Source organism: Streptomyces sp. NPDC044704 (assembly GCF_056433525.1).
Genome location: NZ_JBWKGY010000003.1, coordinates 358,066 through 376,963 on the forward strand (window position 1 = coordinate 358,066; position 18,898 = coordinate 376,963).

Sequence of the window (18,898 nt, forward strand, 5' to 3'; positions counted from 1 at the left end):
CTGCCGCACCGCTCGGTCCGTGCCTCGTTACGGGGCCGTCGGGCCGCCGGTGCGGCCTTGATCCGATCGGCCCATTTCCACACCGCGCCCCACGGGAGGGGTCCCGGCTCCGGCCCCCCTTTCGCCCCGGCTCGATCACGGGGCGGGTGAAGACCGAAGCCGGGTGCGGACGGGTCCGATGTGATCGCCAGGGTGTCAACTCCCTCTGAACTAGCTCAGATTCACTCGCGCTCCCGACCGTCCCGCAGGACACTTGGCGCACGTTTGCGGAGCTCTGCGAGGAGGATGCCGATGCGGGACAGCCATCGTGTCGAGGCCGAGGGTCTGCTGGCCCGGGCCGTCGACGAGGAGGCCCGGCGCGGTGTGGCGGGCTCGCCCGTTTCCGCCGCCGACCGGGAGGCGCTGCTGGGGCGCGGGCTGGAGGCCCTGGACGGGCTCGCGGCCGTGGCGGGCGAGGAGTACGCGGCGTACGTCCGGGCGCTGGACGAGGCCGCGGTCGGGCAGCGGACCCTCGGAGAGGCCTTCCGGAGCGGGAGCACCTCGACGGCCCTGCTGGTGACGGCGGTCGCCGCGGTCGCGGCGGCGGGCGCGGACCTGGCCCTCGGCGTTCCCTCCGGGACGGCGCTGGGGGCCGGACTCGTCGTGGGCGTCGCGGGGGCGGCCACGACCGTGGCGAAGGTGACCGCGGTGCACGTCCCGGCCGCGAACCGGCGGGCCGGGGCCGCGGGCCGCCCGGGCGGCCCCGAACAGCTGCGTCTGCAATGGCTGTCGGCGCTGGAGGTGCGCGGCATACGTCCCTTCCTGGAACACCAGCGCGCCCTGGCGACGGCGGTACGGATCCCCCCGCGCGCCGGAGCCGGAGCCGACTGCGGGGTGGGCGCCGGTGCCGGAGGCCCGGGCGGGAACGGCAACGGGCTCGGGGCCGGGGCCGGTGCCGGTACCCGGACGGCGGGCGGGAGCGGGAGCGGTAACGGGAACGGGCTCGGCCCGGGCGGTTCCGCCGGAACCGGACCTGGGGCGGCGGCCGGGGCGGGCGGAACCTCCCCCGCCGGGGCCGGAGTCGGGCGCGGTGGGGCGGGGCGTGACGCGGCCGGACCCGGTGGAACCGCACCCGCCGGGGCCGGACCCGGACGGACGGGACTCGGGAAGCAGCCCGCGGGCGGGGCCGCTCCGCTGCGCGGGACGGACCGGAGCGCGGAGGCGCGGCGGCGCGGGATGCTGGAGCAGTCGTTCGGGCAGCTCCCGGACTCGGGCGCCCTGTTCACGGGCCGGCGCACGGAGCTGACCCGGATCGCACAGTGGGTGCAGGCGGCGCGGGCCAGCACCGAGACCCGGCCGGTGGTCGTGGTGCTGCACGGCGAGCCCGGATCCGGCCGGACAGCCCTGGCCCTGCGGGCGGCGCACGCGCTGCGGGACCAGTTCCGGGGGGCCTGCCTGGTGGACCTGCGGGGCGGGTCGGCGCCCTCGGAGGCCCCGCTGCCCACCCGGGAGGCGCTGCTGCACCTGCTGAACCGGCTCGGCGCCCCGCGCGAGCAGCTGCTGTTCCGCGAAGGGGCCTCGGCGGAGCAGCAGGTCCGCCGGCTCGGCGAGCTGTACCACCAGCACCTGCGGGGGCTGCCGGTGACGGTGGTGCTGGACGACGCGGTGGACGCGGCGCAGGTGCGCACGCTCGTGCCGGAGCGTTCCGAGAGCCTGGTGCTGGTCACGGCGCGGGAGCCGCTGGAGCTGCCCGGGGACCTGGCGGCGTGGGTGCACCAGTTGCCGGTGGTGCGGCTGGCGGGGCCGGAGGCGGCCGAGATGCTGCGGTCCGGGGCGCGGGCGGCGGGCGAGGCCGCGCCGGGGCCGGCGGCGGAGGCGGGGCTGCTGGAGCTGGGGGCGGGGCTGCCGCTGGCGCTGCGCGTGCTGGCTCCGCTCGGGGCGGCGCGGGCGACCGACAGCGGGGACGGTTCGCTGGAGCACGCCCTGGACCTGGCGTACGTACGGCTGCCCGAGGAGCGGCGCCGGCTGCTGCGGCGGCTGCCGCTGGCCGGGCGGGCCTCGCTGGGCGCGGCCGCGGCGGCGGCGCTGACGGGCGCGGACCGGGCGGAGGCGGGGCGGCTGCTGCGGGAGCTGGCGCATGCGGGGCTGCTGGACCTCGTGCGCGGGGAGCGGTACCGGATGCACGACGCGGTGCGCGCGTACGCGGCGGCGCGGCTGGCGGCCGAGGAGGAGCGGGGGGAGGTCGCGGCGGCGCAGGAGCGGCTGGTCCGCGACTACGCGCAGCTCGCGGACGCGGTGATCCGGATGGTCGACGGGAAGATGTCCACGCGGGCGAACCGCTTCGGGGGGCACGGTTTCGCGTCCCTCGACGCGGCGCTGCGCTGGCTGGACGAGGAGTCCAGCTTCATCACGGCGGCCCTGCGGCACGCGGAGGGGGTGGACCAGCAGGCGGTCCTGGACCTGTTGGGGGCGCTGTGCGATTTCTGTCTGCTGCGCGGGGACCTGTACCGGCTGGGTGAGATCGACGAGCTGACGCGGGCGGTGGGCCGGGCCCGGCCGGCCGGGGCCGAGGAGCCGGCGCCGGCCGACCAGGGGCGGCTCGCGCGTTCGGTGCAGTGGCGCACGGGCATCGCGGCGCGTCAGCTGGGCGAGCTGGACAAGGCGCGTACGTCGCTGAGCTCCCTGGTCGACCAGTACAAGGAGGCGCGGCAGGAGGCGGGGGCGGGGATGGCCCTGGTCTCGCTGGGCATCACGCTGCACCACCAGGGGAACCTGCCCGAGGCGGCGGCCCGCATCCGGGAGGCGCTGGCGCTGCAGGAGGCGCCGGAGCTGGCGGGTGACCGGGCGTGGGGACTGCACGCGCTGGCGGCGGTGGAGCGCGACCGGGCGCACCTGGCGGAGGCGCTGGCGCTGCTGGAGCGGTCGTCGGAGCTGCACCGGGAGAACGAGAGCGTGCACGGGGAGGCGTGGGCGCACTTCCAGCTGGGTCAGGTGTACCTGCGGCTCGGGGACGTGCCGCGGGCGGAGGCGGAGCTGGGCCGGGCACTGGAGCTGTACGGGCGTACGCGGGACGACCGGGGCCGGGCGTGGGCGCTGACGCAGCTGGGCCGGGCCCGGGTGGTGGACGGGGATCCGGGGCCGGCGCAGGAGCGGCTGCGGGACGCGCTGGCGCGTCACCGGCTGGCGGAGGACACGCGGGGGGAGGCGTGGACGCTGTACTACCTCGGGCAGGCGCTGGAGGAGGGCGGTGAGCGGGACCGGGCGGTGCGGGAGCTGGAGCGGGCGCGGACCATGTTCTCGCGGATGCGGGACGTGTACGGGCTGGCGTACGCCCGGCACCATTCGGGCCGGGTCACGCGTGACCAGCGGGCGGCGCAGACGGGGAACCTGAAGAACTCGGGTTTCGCCCGTCAGCTGCTGGTGGACGCGCGGGCGGATTTCCGGCGGATCGGGCTCGCGCACGGCGAGGCGTGGACCTGCCTGGAGCTGGCGGTGGTCGACGCGGGCAACGCGCGGACCGCGCAGGCGCTGGGGCTGTGCGAGGAGGCGGCGGGCCTGTTCGCCTCGTACGGGGACCTGCGCGGCGAGGACTGGGCCCGTTTCCTGCGGTGCACGCTGCTGCCGTACGCGGGCGCGGCGGGCACGGATGGGGCGGGCGCGGACGAGGCGCGCGCGGAGGTGGGCCGGCTGGTGGCGGCCCCGCATCCGCTGCGCGACGGCCGGCTGGAGGACTGCCTGGAGACGTACGGGGTGATCCTGGGACGGGGCGTGGACCCGGCGGAGGGCTGGCAGGCGTGGCGGCTGGGGATGGTCCCGAACCTCCGCTCCCGGGAGGTCATGGGGGTGCCGGTACCGCCGCTCCCGGCGTGACCGGCGGGCCGTACCGCGTACTCGGCGGGCCGGCGGCGCGGCCGCCCCCGGCGGGCACGCCGGCCCGCCCGCAGGCCCAGGGGGCGCGGCCCCCGCCCTCGCTCGGGCTCACCGGCGGGGCGCCGCCCCGGCGGTCAGGGCCCGTGCGGGACAGCCCCGGTGTCAGGCCCCGTCCGGAACGGCCGCCCCGGCCGTCAGGCCCGTCCGGGGACGGGCCTGCCCGGGCTCCGCGGGGCGGCGTTCGCGTGGGGTGTCAGCTGGTGCGGTCCGGGGTGGACGGGTCCTTCGGCGTGGGCGCCGCGCCCGGCGCCGGGGCCTCCTGGAAGTTGACCCGGCCCATGTGCCGGCTCATCGACTTCATCAGGAACCACACGCCGAGGGCGAGGGCCGCGAAGACGATGAAGCCCAGGATTCCGGGGGTCACCTTGTTCTTGTCGAAGGTGTCGCCGGCCAGGGGGAGGAGCTGGGTCAGGGCTGACTGCGTAGCGCTCATAGCTACGCATTCTCCCGGATGCCCGCGAAGAGGTCGGACTCGGGGAGGGAGGTGTCGACGAGCGACTTCGCCAGCTCGTACTCCTCCGTCGGCCAGACCTCCTTCTGGATCTCCATCGGGACGCGGAACCAGCCGCCGTCCGGGTCGATCTGCGTGGCGTGCGCGATGAGCGCCTTGTCGCGGATCTCGAAGAAGTCGGCGCAGGGCACGTGCGTGGTCAGCGTGCGCTCGGTGCGCTCGAACTCCTTCCAGCGCTCCAGCCACTCCCCGTACGGCGACTCCAGGCCGCGCGCGAGGAGCGCCTCGTGGAGGGCGACGGTGCGCGGCTTGTTGAAGCCCTGGTTGTAGTAGAGCTTCTGCGGCTGGTAGGCGGGGCCGTACTCGGCCTCGGGGAACTTCTCGGTGTCGGCCGCGCCGTCGAAGGCCACCATCGTGATCTTGTGGGTCATGATGTGGTCGGGGTGCGGGTAGCCGCCGTTCTCGTCGTAGGTCGTGATGACCTGCGGCTTGAAGGCGCGGATCTTCTTCACCAGCTCGCCCGCCGCCTCCTCCACGTCCGCGAGGGCGAAGCAGCCCTCGGGCAGCGGCGGCAGCGGGTCGCCCTCGGGCAGGCCGGAGTCGACGTAGCCGAGCCACTCCTGCTCGATGCCGAGGATCTCGCGGGCCTCGTCCATCTCCTTGGCTCGGACCTCGTGGATGTTCTCCTCGATGTACTTGTCGCCCTGGAGCTTGGGGTTCAGCACGGAGCCGCGCTCACCGCCGGTGCAGGTCACGACGAGGACGGGCACCCCCTCGGACACGTACTTGGCCATGGTGGCCGCGCCCTTGCTCGACTCGTCGTCGGGGTGGGCGTGGACGGCCATCAGTCGAAGCTGCTCGGTCAAGGCGGGATCCTCTGTGATTCGGCGCGCGGGACGACTCCTATAGTGACCGAACGGGGGCACTGAAAATTCCAGGGGTGACCCACCCCTCCCCGCCGAGAGGAACGATCATGAGCGCGGTGCGCGAAGGGGTCCCCTCGGGCCGGTACGGCCGGTCCGAGGACGAGCGTTCGGACCGCAAGCTCAAGGTGGTCGGATCGGTGCTCGGCGTGGGGCTGCTGGCCGTGGTCGGGTGGATCGGCTGGGACTACGTCGGCGGGCAGAGCGTGAGCGCCGAGGTGATCAAGTTCCAGATCGTGTCGGACTCCGAGGTCAAGGTGCACCTGGAGGTCCGCAAGGAGTCCTCGGTGACCGGTGTCTGCACCCTCAGTTCCCAGGACGAGCAGCACGGCGAGGTCGGCCGTGCGGACTTCACCTTCGGGCAGCGCGACACGCGGGTGGACGAGCTCGTCACCCTGAAGACCACCGGGCGCGCGACGACGGTCGAGCTGGTCGGCTGCCAGGCCGCCTCGGGGCCGTCCGCCGGCTGATCCGGGGACCGCGCCTTCGGCGCCGCGCCCGGGCGGGGGCGCCGATATCCTGGGGGTGACGACCTCCCGCGCCGAGCGGTGCGAGCACTCCCGTGGCGGGAGCGGCGTGGTCGGGGACGGCGTCCGTCCGGAGCGCAATGACACACTTCATACACATGGTGTCCTCCCCCTTTTCTTCCCGAATTGTTAGGCTCGTGGTTTCGCCCGCCGCTGGCGGCTTTGTAGTCCCCTGTACCGACGAGGAGCACCCGTGACCCAGACGAGCGAGAGCGTCACCTGGCTGACCCAGGCGGCGTACGACCAGCTGAAGGCCGAGCTGGACTACCTCTCTGGTCCCGCACGCACGGAGATCGCCACGAAGATCGCAGCCGCCCGCGAGGAGGGCGACCTGCGTGAGAACGGCGGTTACCACGCGGCCAAGGAGGAGCAGGGCAAGCAGGAGCTCCGCGTGCGCCAGCTGACGCAGCTCCTGGAGAAGGCGAAGGTCGGCACCGCGCCCGCTTCGGACGGTGTGGTCGCCCCCGGCACCCTCGTGACGATCGCCTTCGACGGCGACGAGGACGACACCCTGGAGTTCCTGCTCGCGTCCCGCGAGTACGCGTCGTCCGACTTCGAGACGTACTCCCCGCAGTCCCCGCTGGGCAGCGGCGTGAACGGCAAGAAGATCGGTGAGGACGCGCAGTACGAGCTGCCGAACGGCAAGCAGGCCACCGTGAAGATCCTGGCCGTCAAGCCCTTCAACGGCTGATCACCCCTTCCCGCGAGAGCCCCCGTCCGGATCCGTCCGGGCGGGGGCTCTGTCGTGCGCGCGCGAGGTCGTGAGCGCGGTGCCGGTGTCTCAGACCGCCGCCGAGCGGTACTTGCGGACCGCGAGCGTGCGGAAGATGACGATGATCACGAGGGAGTAGATCAGGGACGCCCAGACCGGGTTCTGCATCGGCCAGGCCTCGGAGGTGGACAGGCCCGGGTCGCCGAAGAGCTTGCGGCAGGCCTGCACGGTGGCGCTGAAGGGGTTCCACTCCGCGATGTGGCGCAGCCAGGGGGTCATGTTGCTGGTGTCCACGAACGCGTTCGAGATGAACGTGACCGGGAAGAGCCAGATCAGCCCGCCGGAGGTGGCCGCCTCGGGGGTGCGCACGGACAGGCCGATGAGCGCGCCGATCCAGGTGAAGGCGTACCCCAGCAGGAGCAGCAGTCCGAAGCCGCCGAGGACCTTGCCGATGTTGGTCGGCTCCGCGTAGCCGGGGCGCCAGCCCACGATCAGCGCGACGATCGCGAGGACGAACAGGGTCAGCGCGGTCTGTACGGAGTCCGCGATGGTGCGGCCGGTGAGGACGGCGCCGCGTGCCATGGGCAGGGAGCGGAAGCGGTCGATGAGGCCCTTGTGCATGTCGTCGGCGATGCCGGCGCCCGCGCCGGCGGTGGCGAAGGTGACGGTCTGCGCGAAGATGCCGGCCATGAGGAAGTTCGTGTAGACGGCCGGGTCGGTGCTGGTGCCGATCTGCATGGAGCCGCCGAAGACGTACGTGAAGAGGATCACGAACATCACGGGCTGGATCAGCCCGAACAGCACCATCTCGGGGATCCGGGTCATGCGGATCAGGTTCCGCTTGGCGATCACCAGGGAGTCCTTGACGCTCTGGGCGATGCCGCCGCGCGGGCGGGGGGCGGCGAGTTCCCGCGTGGGGGAGGTGATGGTCACTGCGCGGCCTCCTTGCGCGTCGCCTTGCGGCCCTTGGCGTCGGTCGCGGGCGCGGCCGGGGCGTCGGGGCCGGCCCCGGGGGCCCGGCCGTCGCCGTTCTCGTCCGCCTTGAGTTCGGCCGCGTGGCCGGTGAGGGAGATGAAGACGTCGTCGAGGGTGGGCCGGCGCAGGCCGATGTCGTCGATCTCGACGCCCCGGCCGTCGAGTTCGCGGATGACCTCGGCGAGGAGCTTGGCGCCGCCCGCGACCGGCACGGTGAGCTTGCGGGTGTGCGCCTCGACGGTGGCCTCGCCCTTGCCGAAGCCGGCGAGGACCTCGCGCGCGGTGGTGATGTGGCCGGGGTCGTGCACGACGACCTCGACGCGTTCGCCGCCGGTGCGGGCCTTGAGCTGGTCGGAGGTGCCGCGTGCGATGACCTTGCCGTGGTCGACCACGCAGATGTCGTGGGCGAGGCGGTCGGCCTCTTCCAGGTACTGGGTGGTGAGGAGCAGCGTGGTGCCGCCGGCGACGAGTTCCTCGATGACGTCCCACAGGGCCTGGCGGTTGCGGGGGTCGAGGCCGGTGGTCGGTTCGTCCATGAACATGACGGGCGGGCTGACGACGAGGGCGGCGGCGAGGTCGAGGCGCCTGCGCATGCCGCCGGAGTAGGTCTTGGCGGGGCGGTCGGCGGCTTCGGCGAGGTTGAAGCGGTCGAGGAGTTCGACGGCCCGGGCCTTGGCCTGCTTGGCGCTCATCTGGTAGAGCTGGCCGACCATGTGGAGGTTCTCGCGGCCGGTGAGGTATTCGTCGACGGCGGCGAACTGGCCGGAGAGGCCTATGGAGCGGCGGACTTCGTTGGGATGTTTGAGGACGTCGATCCCGGCGACGACGGCCCGGCCGCTGTCGGGCTGGAGGAGGGTGGTCAGGACACGCACGGTCGTGGTCTTGCCCGCGCCGTTGGGGCCGAGGAGGCCCAGCACGGTGCCTTCGGGGACGTCGAGGTCCACGCCGTCCAGTGCCCGTACGTCACCGAAGGTCTTGACGAGTCCTTCGGCGTAGATGGCGCCTGGCATACGGATTCTCCCAGAGCAATCAGGCCAGATGGTTTCGGGCCGGAAAATCAGGACTTTCCTACGCAAATCCTAGGGGCGCCGGACGAGCCGCGCCCGGCGCCCCTCACGGTACGCGTCATATCGAGCCGTGCCACGCCTTTTTGGCCACCCGTCTTCCGGCCCGCGGGTGTCAGCCGATGACCGTGTACCCGGCCCCGTGCAGCGAGCGCGCCACCTCCGCGCAGTGCTTGGGCCCCTTCGTCTCCAGGTGCAGTTCCACCTCGACCTCGGTGAGCCCGAGGCGCGGGTCGGTCCGTACGTGGCTGACGTCCAGCACGTTCGCGTCCAGCTCGGACAGCACCCCGAGCAGGCCCGCCAGGGCGCCCGGCCGGTCGGCGACCCGCAGCCGCAGCGACAGGTAGCGGCCCGCGGCGGCCATGCCGTGGCGCAGGATCCGCTGGAGCAGCAGGGGGTCGACGTTCCCGCCGGACAGGACGGCGACCACCGGCCCGGCACCGTACAGTTCGGGCTCGCTCAGCAGCGCCGCGACGGGGCTGCACCCGGCCGGCTCGACCACCAGCTTCGCCCGCTCCAGGCACAGGAGCAGGGCACTGGAGAGGGCGTCCTCGGAGACGGTGCGCACGTCGTCGATGAGCTCGCCGATGATGTGGAAGGGGATGTCGCCGGGGCGGCCGACCTTGATGCCGTCGGCCATGGTGACCGGGTTGTCGACCGACACCGGGTGGCCGACCTTCAGCGAGGGCGGGTACGCGGCCGCGCCCGCCGCCTGCACGCCGATGACCTTGACGTCGGGGCGCAGGGCCTTCACGGCGACCGCGACGCCCGCGGCGAGTCCGCCGCCGCCGATGCCGACGAGGATCGTGCGGACCTCGGGGCACTGCTCCAGGATCTCCAGTCCGACCGTGCCCTGGCCGGCGATGATGTCGCGGTGGTCGAAGGGGTGGATGAACACCGCCCCGGTGCGGTCCGCGTGGTCCTGGGCGGCCGCGAGGGTCTCGTCGACGACCTGGCCGTGCAGGCGGACCTCTGCGCCGTACTCCTGGGTCGCGGCCACCTTCGGCAGCGGGGCGCCGACGGGCATGAACACCGTGGAGCGGACCCCGAGGAGCGAGGAGGCCAGGGCGACGCCCTGCGCGTGGTTGCCGGCGCTCGCGGCGACGACCCCGGCCGCCCGTTGCTCGGGGCGCAGGCCCGCGATGCGCACGTACGCGCCGCGCAGCTTGAAGGAGCCGGTCCGCTGGAGGTTCTCGCACTTGAGGTGGACCGGGGAGCCGGTGAGCGAGGAGAGGTGCCGGCTGCCTTCCATCGGGGTGACCCGGGAAACGCCGGAGAGCATCTTCTGGGCCCCGCGGACGTCGTCGAGCATGACCTGGGGGACGGGCTGGGGCACGCGGTAGTTCATACGGCCAGTCTCGCAGCCCCCGCAGGTCACGGCTCATGGACGGCCGGGGCCGGGACCGGCCGGGCGGGGGCGGACGGCACGGGTTAGGCGGGCCGCCGCGGGGCACGGGCGGAAGGGGCGAAATCTCGCCATCCGGGACGGCCCCGGCGCGGCCGGGCCCGTGGGCCGTACCAGTTCTCGTACGCGGCGTACGAGCCGCCGCACGGCCGCGTACTCTGTCCCCCATCCTTGTCGGCCCCATGCGAAGAGAGCCCACGGCCATGCCCTCCATCCCGGCCAGTTCCGACCTGCCCACGGCGGCCGAAGCGCCCGCCGGAGCGGGTCTCCTCGACGCGCTCCAGCACCAGGTCGCGGTGTTCGCCCGGCGGGCGGAGCAGACCCGTCTCGGCGGCGTCGGACAGGCGCGCAACTCGATGGACCGCGCCGCGTACCTGCTGCTGAACCGGCTCGACCTGGAAGGCCCGATGGGCGTCAAGGCCCTCGCGGGCGGGATGGGCATCGACTCGTCGACGGTCACCCGGCAGGTCGCCCCGCTCGTCGACAGCGGTCTCGTCAAGCGGACCTCGCACCCCGAGGACGGGCGGGCCGTGGTCCTCGCGCTGTCCCCGCGCGGGCTGGCCCGCCTGGAGGAGGTGCGGTCCTCGCGGCGCGAGCTGATGGCGCGCGTGACCGAGGACTGGGCCGAGGAGGAGCGCGAGTCCTTCACGACGCTGCTGACCCGTTTCAACCTGTCGCTGTCGGAGCTGATGGCGGCCGCCGTCGAGGGCGGTCCGGCTTCCTGAGCCCCTGGCGCCCCCCGGACGCCCGCGCGGCGATCCGGGTCCGTCCGACCCCTTGACCGGGGTGGTGGCACCGGCCGCAGTATGTGGGCTGTGGACCGGCGTTCGGGGCGCGACCCGGAGTTCGAGGCCTTCGTCGCGGGCGCGGCGGGGCGGCTGCTGCACGTCGCGGTCCTGCTGACGGCGGAACCCCCGTCCGAGGCCGGGGCGGCGCGCCGGCTGCTCGCGGGGGCGCTGGCCCGTACGTACGCGCACTGGAGCAGGCTGCGCGGCGACGATCCGTACGACCACACCCGGCAGGAGCTGTGCGCCGCGTACGCCCGCACGGCCTGGCGGCACCCGGGCGGTACCGGGGTCCTGGCGCGGCTGAGCCCGCTGGAGCGGCTCGTGCTGGTCATGCGGGTCTACGAGGGTGTCGCCGAGGAGGTCACGGCCGCCCAGCTGGGGCTGCCGCCCGAGCGGGTGGAGGCCGTCTGCAACCGGGCCGTCGCGATCATGCGGGCGGGGCCGGGCGCGGGGGCCGGCGGGGGCCCGGGACCGGCCGACGGGGCCGACAGCGCATCCCGGCGAGGGGCGGCATGAGCTCCCTCGACCGTAAGGAGGCCCAGGTCAGGGCGCTGCTGGAGGGTCCGCATCCGGTCGTTCCGGCCGGTCTCGCGGCGGCTGCCGCCACGCACGGCCGGCGGCTGCTGCGCCGCCGCCGGGCCCTGCGCCGCCTGGGCTGGTCGCTGCTGTTCGCGGCGGCGGTGGCCTTCACGGTGTGGGCCTCGCTGACCCGGCCGTGGGTGACGCCGCCGAGCGGCATCTCCCCGCCCCTGGAGGGCTGGTAGCGCTCCAGGGGCGAAGGGGACCGGGTACGGACTAGCCGAGGGCCTGGGTCAGGTCCGCGATGAGGTCGTCGGCGTTCTCGATGCCGACGGAGACGCGGATCAGGTCCGCCGGGACCTCCAGGGCCGAGCCGGCCACCGAGGCGTGGGTCATCCGGCCCGGGTGCTCGATGAGGGACTCGACGCCGCCCAGGGACTCGGCGAGGGTGAAGATCTTGGTGCGGCCGCAGACCGCCACGGCCTCCTCCTCGCCGCCCTCGACGCGGAAGGAGAGCATCCCGCCGAAGTTGCGCATCTGCTTCGCGGCGACCTCGTGGCCCGGGTGCTCGGGCAGGCCCGGGTAGAGGACCTGGGTGACCTTCGGGTGGCGCTTGAGCACCTCCACGATCTTGCCCGCGTTCTCCGCGTGCCGGTCCATGCGCACGGCCAGGGTCTTGATGCCGCGCAGCACGACCCAGGAGTCGAAGGGCCCGGCGACCGCGCCCATCGCGTTCTGGTGGTAGGCCAGTTCCTCGCCGAGGGCCTCGTCCGCGGTGACCAGGGCGCCGCCGACGACGTCGGAGTGGCCGCCCATGTACTTCGTCAGGGAGTGCACGACCACGTCCGCGCCGAGCGCGAGGGGCTGCTGGAGGTAGGGGGAGGCGAAGGTGTTGTCGACGACCAGCTTGGCGCCGGCCGTGCGCGCGATGTCGGCGACCACGGCGATGTCCGTGATGCCGAGCAGCGGGTTGGAGGGGGTCTCGACCCAGATGACCTTCGTCTTCGGGGTGAGGGCGGCGCGCACGGACGCGGGGTCCGAGGTGTCGGCCACCGACCACTCCACGCCCCAGCGGGAGACGACCTTCGCGAAGAGGCGGAAGGTGCCGCCGTAGGCGTCGTTGGGGATGACCACGTGGTCGCCCGGGGAGAGCAGGGTGCGCAGCAGGCAGTCCTCGGCGGCGAGCCCGGACGCGAAGGCGAGGCCGCGGCGGCCGCCTTCCAGCGCCGCGAGGTTCTCCTCCAGCGCGGTACGGGTCGGGTTGGCGCTGCGGCTGTACTCGTAGCCGCCGCGCAGACCGCCCACGCCGTCCTGCTTGTACGTGGACACCTGGTAGATCGGGGGCACGACCGCGCCGGTCAGCGGGTCCGCCGAGTTGCCCGCGTGGATCGCGCGGGTCTCGAAGCTCTGGTGCTCGTGGCTGTCGTCGCTCATGGGCAGATGCTATGCCCCGTCCGGGCCGTGGTCCTCTCCTGGCCTGACGGGTGGGCGACGGGCCGCTGACCTGGCCTCCTGACCTGGAGCGGGGTCCGGGAGCCGGACCATTGGCCTTAGCCCCCGTGCGTCTGGTTCGCTTGGCGGTATGGAGATTCTCTTGGTCCTGATGGCCGTGGTCCTGGTCGTGGCCGTCGCGATGCCGATCGTGCGCCGCGCGCGGGGCGGTTACGGCGGCGGCATCCGCCGGGTGGCGCCCGGCAGCCCCGACGCCGCCGACCCGTCCGACTACGGCTTCGTACAGGAGGAGCAGCTGGACATCCGGGTGCCCGGGCCCGACCAGGACCTGATGGACGCTCTGGGCAACGTCCAGCGCAGCGGTCACTGGCAGGCCGCTTCGGCCCTGCTCGCGGGGACCCCGAAGGAGGGCGAGCAGCGCTGGCAGCGGGTGCAGTCCTTCGGCGGGGCGGCGGCGCTGGAGCTCGTACGGCAGCCCGGGGGCGGGGCGCAGTGGCTGAAGGCCTGGCGGCTGGAGGCGGAGAAGGACGCGGGCGGTGCGCAGGTGCACGCGGAGCTGCTGGTGCAGCAGGCGTGGCGGCACTCGGGCGGCGTGGGCTCCACCGACCACCGGATCATCCTGGAGGAGGCCCGGGACGCGTGCCGCAAGGCGGCGCTGCTGGCCCCGGGCGACCCGGTCCCGCACATCACGGAGCTGGCGGTCGCGCGGGCGCTGGGCTACTCGGAGGCGGAGTTCGACGCCCTCTGGGCGAAGATCATCGACGTGGCGCCGCAGCACATGGGCGCGCACCTGGCTGCCCTGCACTACTGGTGCGAGAAGTGGCACGGTTCGCGGGAGAAGGCCGACGCGTTCGCGCACGCGGCCGCCGCCCGCGCCCCGCAGGGTTCGCTGCTGGCGGCGCTGCCGCTGTTCGCGGTGTACGAGCACCTGCCCGAGGTCAATCTGGTGCAGGGCTTCTACCAGAGCGCGGTCGTGACGCGGGCGGTGGAGGGGGCGATGTACGCGGTCCGCACGGCGCGCGCGGACGACCCGATGCTGGCGCACGTACGGCACCTGCTGCTGGTGTTCCTCGTGAACATGGAGCGCTGGGCGGAGGCGATCGAGCAGGTGCGGCACGTGGACGGGTACGTCGGCGCGCTGCCGTGGTCGACGGCTCCGGACCCGGCGGCGACGTACGCGGTGTACCGGGCGCTGGCGGTGGCGGGGTACGAGGCGAACGGCGGGTCTCCGGCGACGCTGCCGCACTGACCTGGGAGGTCTCTCCGGGATGGCCGGGGAGGTCTCGCCGGAACGGCCGGGGAGGTCTCTGGGGAACGGCCTGGGAGGTCTCCCGGGAACCCCCGGAAGATCGTTGGCCAATAAAGTTGCCGTAAGTGAGGATCAGGCCGCATGATTCCGGCCGTGATCGTCAATCGCGCCGCCCGCGCGCTCGCCACCCGCTGGGCCCGTACCCGCTTCGACCCGGCGGCCTTCGGCCTCCTCCCCCGCGAACGGCTCGACCCGCTCACCGCGGGCCCCGAGGGGGACCCGGCCCGCGCGGCCGAGCGCGGCCGGGTCGCCGCCGCCGCCCACGCCGGCGAGTGGCGGCCCGCCGCCGCCCACGTCCGGGCGGCCGGGACGGACTGGGACGAGCGCTGGACCCGGCTGGAGCTGCTGATCCGGCTCGCGGGCGCCGACGACCGCTGGCTCACCGACTGGCGCGCCGCCGAACCCGCCGACGGCGACGCCGCCACCGTGCACGCCCACCTGCTGGTCAGCCGGGCCTGGGCGGTCCGCGGCTCCGCCGTCGCCCGCGAGGTGCCGGACGGGGACATGAACCGGTTCATGGCGCAGCTGCCCGCCGCGGTGGCCGCCGCGCAGCGCGCCGCCGACCTGGCCCCCGAGGACCCGGCCCCCTGGGTCGTCATGATCACGGCCGCGCGGGCCCTGTCGTACTCGCACAGCCAGTTCGGTGACCTGTGGCGCAACCTCACCCGCCGCGCCCCGCACCACACCGCCGCCCACTGGCAGGCCATGCAGTACTGGTGCACGAAGTGGCACGGCTCCGACGACCTGATGACCGAATTCGCCGAGCGGGCCGTCGCCCAGGCCCCCGCCGGCTGCCTCCTGCCCGGGGTCTACCTCCTCGCGCTGGACGAACTGCGCGGCTCCCGCGCCTCCCGTACCGCCCGCTCCGAACGGAACCGGGCCGTGCTCACCGACGTCGCCCGCCGGCTGGAGACCGTACCCGCCGGCCACGAGGGACTGCCCCGGCTGCGCCACCGGCTCGCGCACCGCCTGGACGAGGCCGGACTGCACGCCGCGGCGCTCGCCCAGTTCCGCGCCCTCGGACCCCACTGCGGCGCCGCGCCCTGGAACACCGACGACGCCGGTCCCGTGGCCGCGTTCGACCTCGCCCGGGGGCGCGCCGCCCACGGCGCACGCCGCGGCTGACCCGCCCGCGGCCTCCCCGCCGCACACCCGGCACCGGCCGTCTCCGGCACCCTTCACCACCCGCACCACCTCTTCATCCCCTGGGGGGACCTGTCCTTATGGGCGCTTCACTCCGCGCGCTGCGCGCGCTCGTCCTGCTCGCCGGCTTCTACCTGCTCGGCGTCGTCCTGCTCGCCGTCCTCGGCCTCCTGGCCTGGGCCAACGGCACCTGGCTGCACGGCGCCGTCGCCGGCAAGATCCTCATCGTCTGCGTGGTCCTCGCGATCCCGATCGTGCGCGGCATGTTCATGCTCCGCACCCCCAAGTCCGAGCCGCTGCCCGGAATCCCCGTCACCGAGGCGCAGGAACCCGCCCTGTGGCAGGCCGTCCGGGACATCGCCGCCCAGGTCGGCACCCGCGCCCCCGACGAGATCCTGCTGATCGACGAGGTCAACGCGGCCGTCGCCGAGGACGCCCGGATGCTGGGCCTGCTGCCCGGCACCCGCCGCCTCTACCTCGGCCTGCCCCTGATGAGCGGTCTGGACGAGATGCAGCTGCGCGCCGTCCTCGCCCACGAGATGGGCCACTACGCCAACCTCGACACCCGCCTCACCCCGCTGATCGCCCGCGGCCGCGCCCAGCTGATCCGCACCATCGGCCACTTCAACGACCGGGCCGACAAGAAGGTGGCCAAGGAACGCGCCCGGCAGGAGAAGCAGGCCGAGAAGCGCATCGCCAAGGGCAAGAAGGCCAAGGAGGTCGACACCAGCGGCGACGGCATCACCTACCGCGCCATGGCCGGGATCTACACCGCCTACGCCAAGTTCTACATGCGCGCCACCCTCACGGCCTCCCGCCGCCAGGAGCTCGCCGCCGACCTGGCCGCCGTCCGCGTCGCGGGCCGCGGCTCCACCGCCTCCGCGCTGCGCGAACTCAACGCCCTCGGGTCCGCCCACTCCTTCTACATGGGCTCCTACGCCACCCTCGGCGTGAACGCCGGCCTGCTGCCCCTGCCCGGCCAGGTCTTCGGCGGGTTCCGCCACCTCCTCGACGCCCGCTCCGAGGAGCTCGACGAGCTGCGCACCGAGCTCTCCGACGAGCCCGCCTCCCCGTACGACTCCCACCCCGCGCTCGCCGAGCGCGTGGCCCGTATCGAGGCCCTCCCCGACGACGGCCGCACCGGCCAGGCCACCCGCCCGTCGCTGGAGCTGCTGTCCGACGCGGACGCGGCCATGGCCGCCCTGGAGCCCCTCGTCCTGACCCCGGAGGCCCTCGCGCTCAAGCGGCTGGACTGGGCGGACCTGGTCCACGAGAGCATGACCCGCTACGTCGGCCAGGGCTCGCAGGACATCCGCGAGGCCGTCGCCGCCGAGGGCGCGGGCGACGGCCTGGCCTCGCTGCTGGACGCGATCGACGCCGAACCGCAGCTGCGCTGGCGGCTCGCCGAGCGCCTCCCGAAGTCCGAGCAGGCCGCCGCCGCGACCGGCCGCGCCGCCCGCGAGTTCGCCCGCCCGGCCGTCCGGCGGGCCCTGAACCAGCTCGTCACCACCGAGCTCACCGCCCGCGGCACCGCCCGCTGGCAGCTGTCCTGGTCCGACTCGGCCGAACTGCGCTACCCGGCCGGGGACTTCGAGGACCGTCTGGAGGCCGCCCTGGACGCGGCCGTCGCCGACCCGTGCGACACCGAACCGCTGCGGAAGCTGGTGCTCGCCCCGTGATCGTCCTCCTCGTCCTCGCCACCCTGCTCCTCGCGGGCGCCCTCTACGTCGCCCGCGGCTTCTACGTGATCCGCAAGGCCAGGAAGCTGACCGAGAAGATCGAAGGCCTCGAAGCCGCCGGAGCGGAACTGCGCGCCCGCACCGAAGGCCTCAAGGCCGAAGCGAAGGCCGACGAGGCGGAGCGGGTCGTCGCCCTCGGCTTCGTACCGGAGGACCGGCTCGACACCGACCACCCCGCGCCCGTCCCGGCCGAACGGACCGCCGCCCTGGCCGCCGTACGGGCCGGGGACTGGGAGGCGGGCGCCGCCCACCTCGAAGCCGCCGGAACCGACTGGGAGGAGCGCTGGCACCGCGTCCGCGCCCTCGCCGAGGCCGCCGTCGAGGACGACGCCTGGCTGCTGGCCTGGCGCGCCGCCCGCCCGCAGGACCCGTCCGCCGCCACCGTCCACGCCGACAACGCCGTCCTCGTCGCGTGGGAGGTCCGGGGGTCGGCCTGGGCCCGCCACACCTCCGCGGAACAGTTCGACGTCTTCCACGACCTGCTGCGCGGCGCCCAGAAGGCCGTCCACACGGCCCAGGAACTCGCCGACCCGGCGGACCCGGTCCCGTACATGGTGGAGCAGGCCGTCGCGCTCGGCCTGATGTACCCGCACGAGCGGTACGAGCGGCTGTGGACCGAGATCGTCTCGCGCGACCCGAAGGGCCTGAGCGCCCACACCAACGCCATGCAGTACTGGGCGCGCAAGTGGCGCGGCTCGCACGAGCGCTCCCTCGCCTTCGCCCGCGACGCCGCCGCCGCGGCGGCGCCCGGCGACCTGCTGTCGCTGCTGCCGCTGATCGCGTACGTGGAGCAGGAGACGTACGAGGACGACCTGAAGGCGGAGGACTTCTACCCCCGGCCGGAGATCCGCACGGCCGTCGACGAGGCCCTCGCCGACCTCGCGGCGGCCGACCCGGCCGACCCGCGGGCGGTCCAGCTGCGCCACGTGCTGGCCTACCTGCTGTTCTGGCAGGACCGGGACGCGGAGGCCGTCGAACAGTTCCGGCACGTCGACGGCCACATCGGCGCGATGCCCTGGTACTACGCGGGGAACCCGAAGGAGCGCTACCTGTACGCACGGAACTGGGCGGTCCGCGTCACCGAGCTGGAGGACTGACCCGCCGCGCGGGGGCAGGGGGGCGGGGAATCCCGGCCCGCCCCCCGCCGTTGTCAGGACTACAAGGAGGGAATCCATGTTCTCGTACCGCCGCACGCCCGAGCTGCCCACCCGCGAGGAGGCCCTGAAGGGCCGCCCGCAGCCGCAGTTCTCCCTGCCCGAGCGCCACACCGTCCTCGGCAACCCCCTGACCGGCCCGTACCCCGCGCACCTGGAAGTGGCCGACTTCGGCCTCGGGTGTTTCTGGGGCGCGGAGCGCAAGTTCTGGCAGACCCCCGGGGTGTGGACCACCCTGGCCGGCTACCAGGGCGGCTTCACCGAGAACCCGTCCTACGAGGAGGTCTGCTCCGGCCTGACCGGGCACACCGAGGTCGTCCGCGTGGTCTTCGACCCCGCGCTCGTCTCCTACGAGACCCTCCTCAAGCTGTTCTGGGAGTCCCACGACCCCACCCAGGGCTTCCGCCAGGGCAACGACGTCGGCACCCAGTACCGCTCGGCGGTCTACACCCACTCCCCTGCCCAGCAGGCCACGGCCGAGGCCTCCCGCACCGCCTACCAGCGCGTCCTGACCGCCTCGGGGCACGGCGAGATCACCACCGCCGTCCTCCCCGCGTCGGAGCGCCCCTTCTGGCCCGCGGAACCGGACCACCAGCAGTACCTCGACAAGAACCCGGGCGGCTACTGCGGCATCGGCGGCACGGGCGTCTCCTGCCCGATCGGCGTCGCCGCCGCCCCCGGAGAGTGACCGGCCGGCCGGCGGCCGGCCCGCTCCCCGACCCGGCGCACGAGCACCTGACCCGGCTCTGGCAGGCCCACAGGCCCGCCGGGCCGGTCCTGCCGTGGGACACCGCCTGGCTGTCCGCCCATTCCTCGGGGTACTGACGG

General features: G+C 74.1%; 18 protein-coding genes. 12 read left to right on the forward strand and 6 right to left on the reverse strand.

Going from position 1 to position 18,898, the window contains the following annotated elements; translation table 11 throughout:
- The first annotated feature begins 291 nt into the window (after positions 1-291).
- Entirely contained in the window at positions 292-3,849 is a 3,558-nt protein-coding gene (locus AC07B0_RS09135) for a tetratricopeptide repeat protein (protein ID WP_478897430.1), read from the forward strand.
- Between the two features lie 253 nt (positions 3,850-4,102).
- Here the strand turns inward: AC07B0_RS09135 and AC07B0_RS09140 are convergent, their stop codons facing one another.
- Both AC07B0_RS09140 and mca read right to left on the reverse strand, forming a co-directional pair.
- On the reverse strand, positions 4,103-4,342 hold the full coding sequence (locus AC07B0_RS09140; RefSeq protein WP_356880566.1) for a hypothetical protein: 240 nt from the start codon (positions 4,340-4,342) through the stop codon (positions 4,103-4,105).
- Between the two features lie 2 nt (positions 4,343-4,344).
- Positions 4,345-5,226, reverse strand: coding sequence for a mycothiol conjugate amidase Mca (gene mca, locus AC07B0_RS09145; RefSeq protein WP_356880568.1), 882 nt, complete (start codon positions 5,224-5,226; stop codon positions 4,345-4,347).
- Between the two features lie 107 nt (positions 5,227-5,333).
- On the opposite strand from mca, the gene AC07B0_RS09150 reads away from it, so the two are divergent.
- Both AC07B0_RS09150 and greA read left to right on the forward strand, forming a co-directional pair.
- Complete coding sequence (locus tag AC07B0_RS09150) at positions 5,334-5,753, forward strand: DUF4307 domain-containing protein (protein ID WP_356880570.1); 420 nt, start codon at positions 5,334-5,336, stop codon at positions 5,751-5,753.
- Between the two features lie 250 nt (positions 5,754-6,003).
- On the forward strand, positions 6,004-6,501 hold the full coding sequence (gene greA / locus AC07B0_RS09155; RefSeq protein WP_356880572.1) for a transcription elongation factor GreA: 498 nt from the start codon (positions 6,004-6,006) through the stop codon (positions 6,499-6,501).
- A 90-nt stretch (positions 6,502-6,591) separates the two neighbouring features.
- On the opposite strand, the gene AC07B0_RS09160 is transcribed toward greA, so the two are convergent.
- The 3 genes from AC07B0_RS09160 to ilvA form a co-directional block, all read right to left on the reverse strand.
- The gene (locus AC07B0_RS09160; RefSeq protein WP_478897599.1) at positions 6,592-7,449 is read right to left on the reverse strand and encodes an ABC transporter permease; all 858 of its coding nucleotides are present in this window, start codon (positions 7,447-7,449) and stop codon (positions 6,592-6,594) included.
- Between the two features lie 2 nt (positions 7,450-7,451).
- On the reverse strand, positions 7,452-8,507 hold the full coding sequence (locus AC07B0_RS09165; RefSeq protein WP_478897432.1) for an ATP-binding cassette domain-containing protein: 1,056 nt from the start codon (positions 8,505-8,507) through the stop codon (positions 7,452-7,454).
- A gap of 169 nt (positions 8,508-8,676) precedes the next feature.
- On the reverse strand, positions 8,677-9,909 hold the full coding sequence (ilvA, locus tag AC07B0_RS09170; RefSeq protein WP_356880578.1) for a threonine ammonia-lyase: 1,233 nt from the start codon (positions 9,907-9,909) through the stop codon (positions 8,677-8,679).
- A gap of 260 nt (positions 9,910-10,169) precedes the next feature.
- On the opposite strand from ilvA, the gene AC07B0_RS09175 reads away from it, so the two are divergent.
- The 3 genes from AC07B0_RS09175 (at position 10,170) to AC07B0_RS09185 (ending at position 11,518) form a co-directional block, all read left to right on the forward strand.
- The gene (locus AC07B0_RS09175) at positions 10,170-10,691 is read left to right on the forward strand and encodes a MarR family winged helix-turn-helix transcriptional regulator (protein ID WP_356880580.1); all 522 of its coding nucleotides are present in this window, start codon (positions 10,170-10,172) and stop codon (positions 10,689-10,691) included.
- 81 nt (positions 10,692-10,772) lie between these two features.
- Complete coding sequence (locus tag AC07B0_RS09180; RefSeq protein WP_469376539.1) at positions 10,773-11,270, forward strand: RNA polymerase; 498 nt, start codon at positions 10,773-10,775, stop codon at positions 11,268-11,270.
- On the forward strand, positions 11,267-11,518 hold the full coding sequence (locus AC07B0_RS09185; RefSeq protein ID WP_356880584.1) for a hypothetical protein: 252 nt from the start codon (positions 11,267-11,269) through the stop codon (positions 11,516-11,518). Before AC07B0_RS09180 ends, AC07B0_RS09185 begins: the two co-directional genes overlap by 4 nt.
- Before the next feature lie 31 nt (positions 11,519-11,549).
- On the opposite strand, the gene AC07B0_RS09190 is transcribed toward AC07B0_RS09185, so the two are convergent.
- On the reverse strand, positions 11,550-12,707 hold the full coding sequence (locus tag AC07B0_RS09190) for a cystathionine gamma-synthase (RefSeq protein WP_356880586.1): 1,158 nt from the start codon (positions 12,705-12,707) through the stop codon (positions 11,550-11,552).
- A gap of 148 nt (positions 12,708-12,855) precedes the next feature.
- Here AC07B0_RS09190 and AC07B0_RS09195 point away from each other — a divergent pair, with 148 nt between their 5' ends.
- From AC07B0_RS09195 to AC07B0_RS09220, 6 genes are all read left to right on the forward strand, one after another.
- Positions 12,856-13,974 carry a hypothetical protein gene (locus tag AC07B0_RS09195; RefSeq protein WP_478897435.1) on the forward strand — a complete coding sequence of 373 codons (1,119 nt, stop codon included), beginning with the start codon at positions 12,856-12,858 and terminating at the stop codon, positions 13,972-13,974.
- A 153-nt stretch (positions 13,975-14,127) separates the two neighbouring features.
- Positions 14,128-15,159 carry a DUF4034 domain-containing protein gene (locus AC07B0_RS09200; RefSeq protein ID WP_478897437.1) on the forward strand — a complete coding sequence of 344 codons (1,032 nt, stop codon included), beginning with the start codon at positions 14,128-14,130 and terminating at the stop codon, positions 15,157-15,159.
- A 98-nt stretch (positions 15,160-15,257) separates the two neighbouring features.
- A complete protein-coding gene (locus AC07B0_RS09205; RefSeq protein WP_478897439.1) occupies positions 15,258-16,856 on the forward strand; it encodes a M48 family metallopeptidase in 1,599 nt (532 codons plus the stop codon).
- Entirely contained in the window at positions 16,853-18,013 is a 1,161-nt protein-coding gene (locus AC07B0_RS09210; RefSeq protein ID WP_478897441.1) for a hypothetical protein, read from the forward strand. Before AC07B0_RS09205 ends, AC07B0_RS09210 begins: the two co-directional genes overlap by 4 nt.
- A 76-nt stretch (positions 18,014-18,089) precedes the next feature.
- Positions 18,090-18,758 carry a peptide-methionine (S)-S-oxide reductase MsrA gene (gene msrA, locus AC07B0_RS09215; RefSeq protein ID WP_478897443.1) on the forward strand — a complete coding sequence of 223 codons (669 nt, stop codon included), beginning with the start codon at positions 18,090-18,092 and terminating at the stop codon, positions 18,756-18,758.
- Complete coding sequence (locus AC07B0_RS09220; RefSeq protein ID WP_478897445.1) at positions 18,755-18,895, forward strand: hypothetical protein; 141 nt, start codon at positions 18,755-18,757, stop codon at positions 18,893-18,895. Before msrA ends, AC07B0_RS09220 begins: the two co-directional genes overlap by 4 nt.
- Positions 18,896-18,898 lie beyond the last annotated feature (3 nt).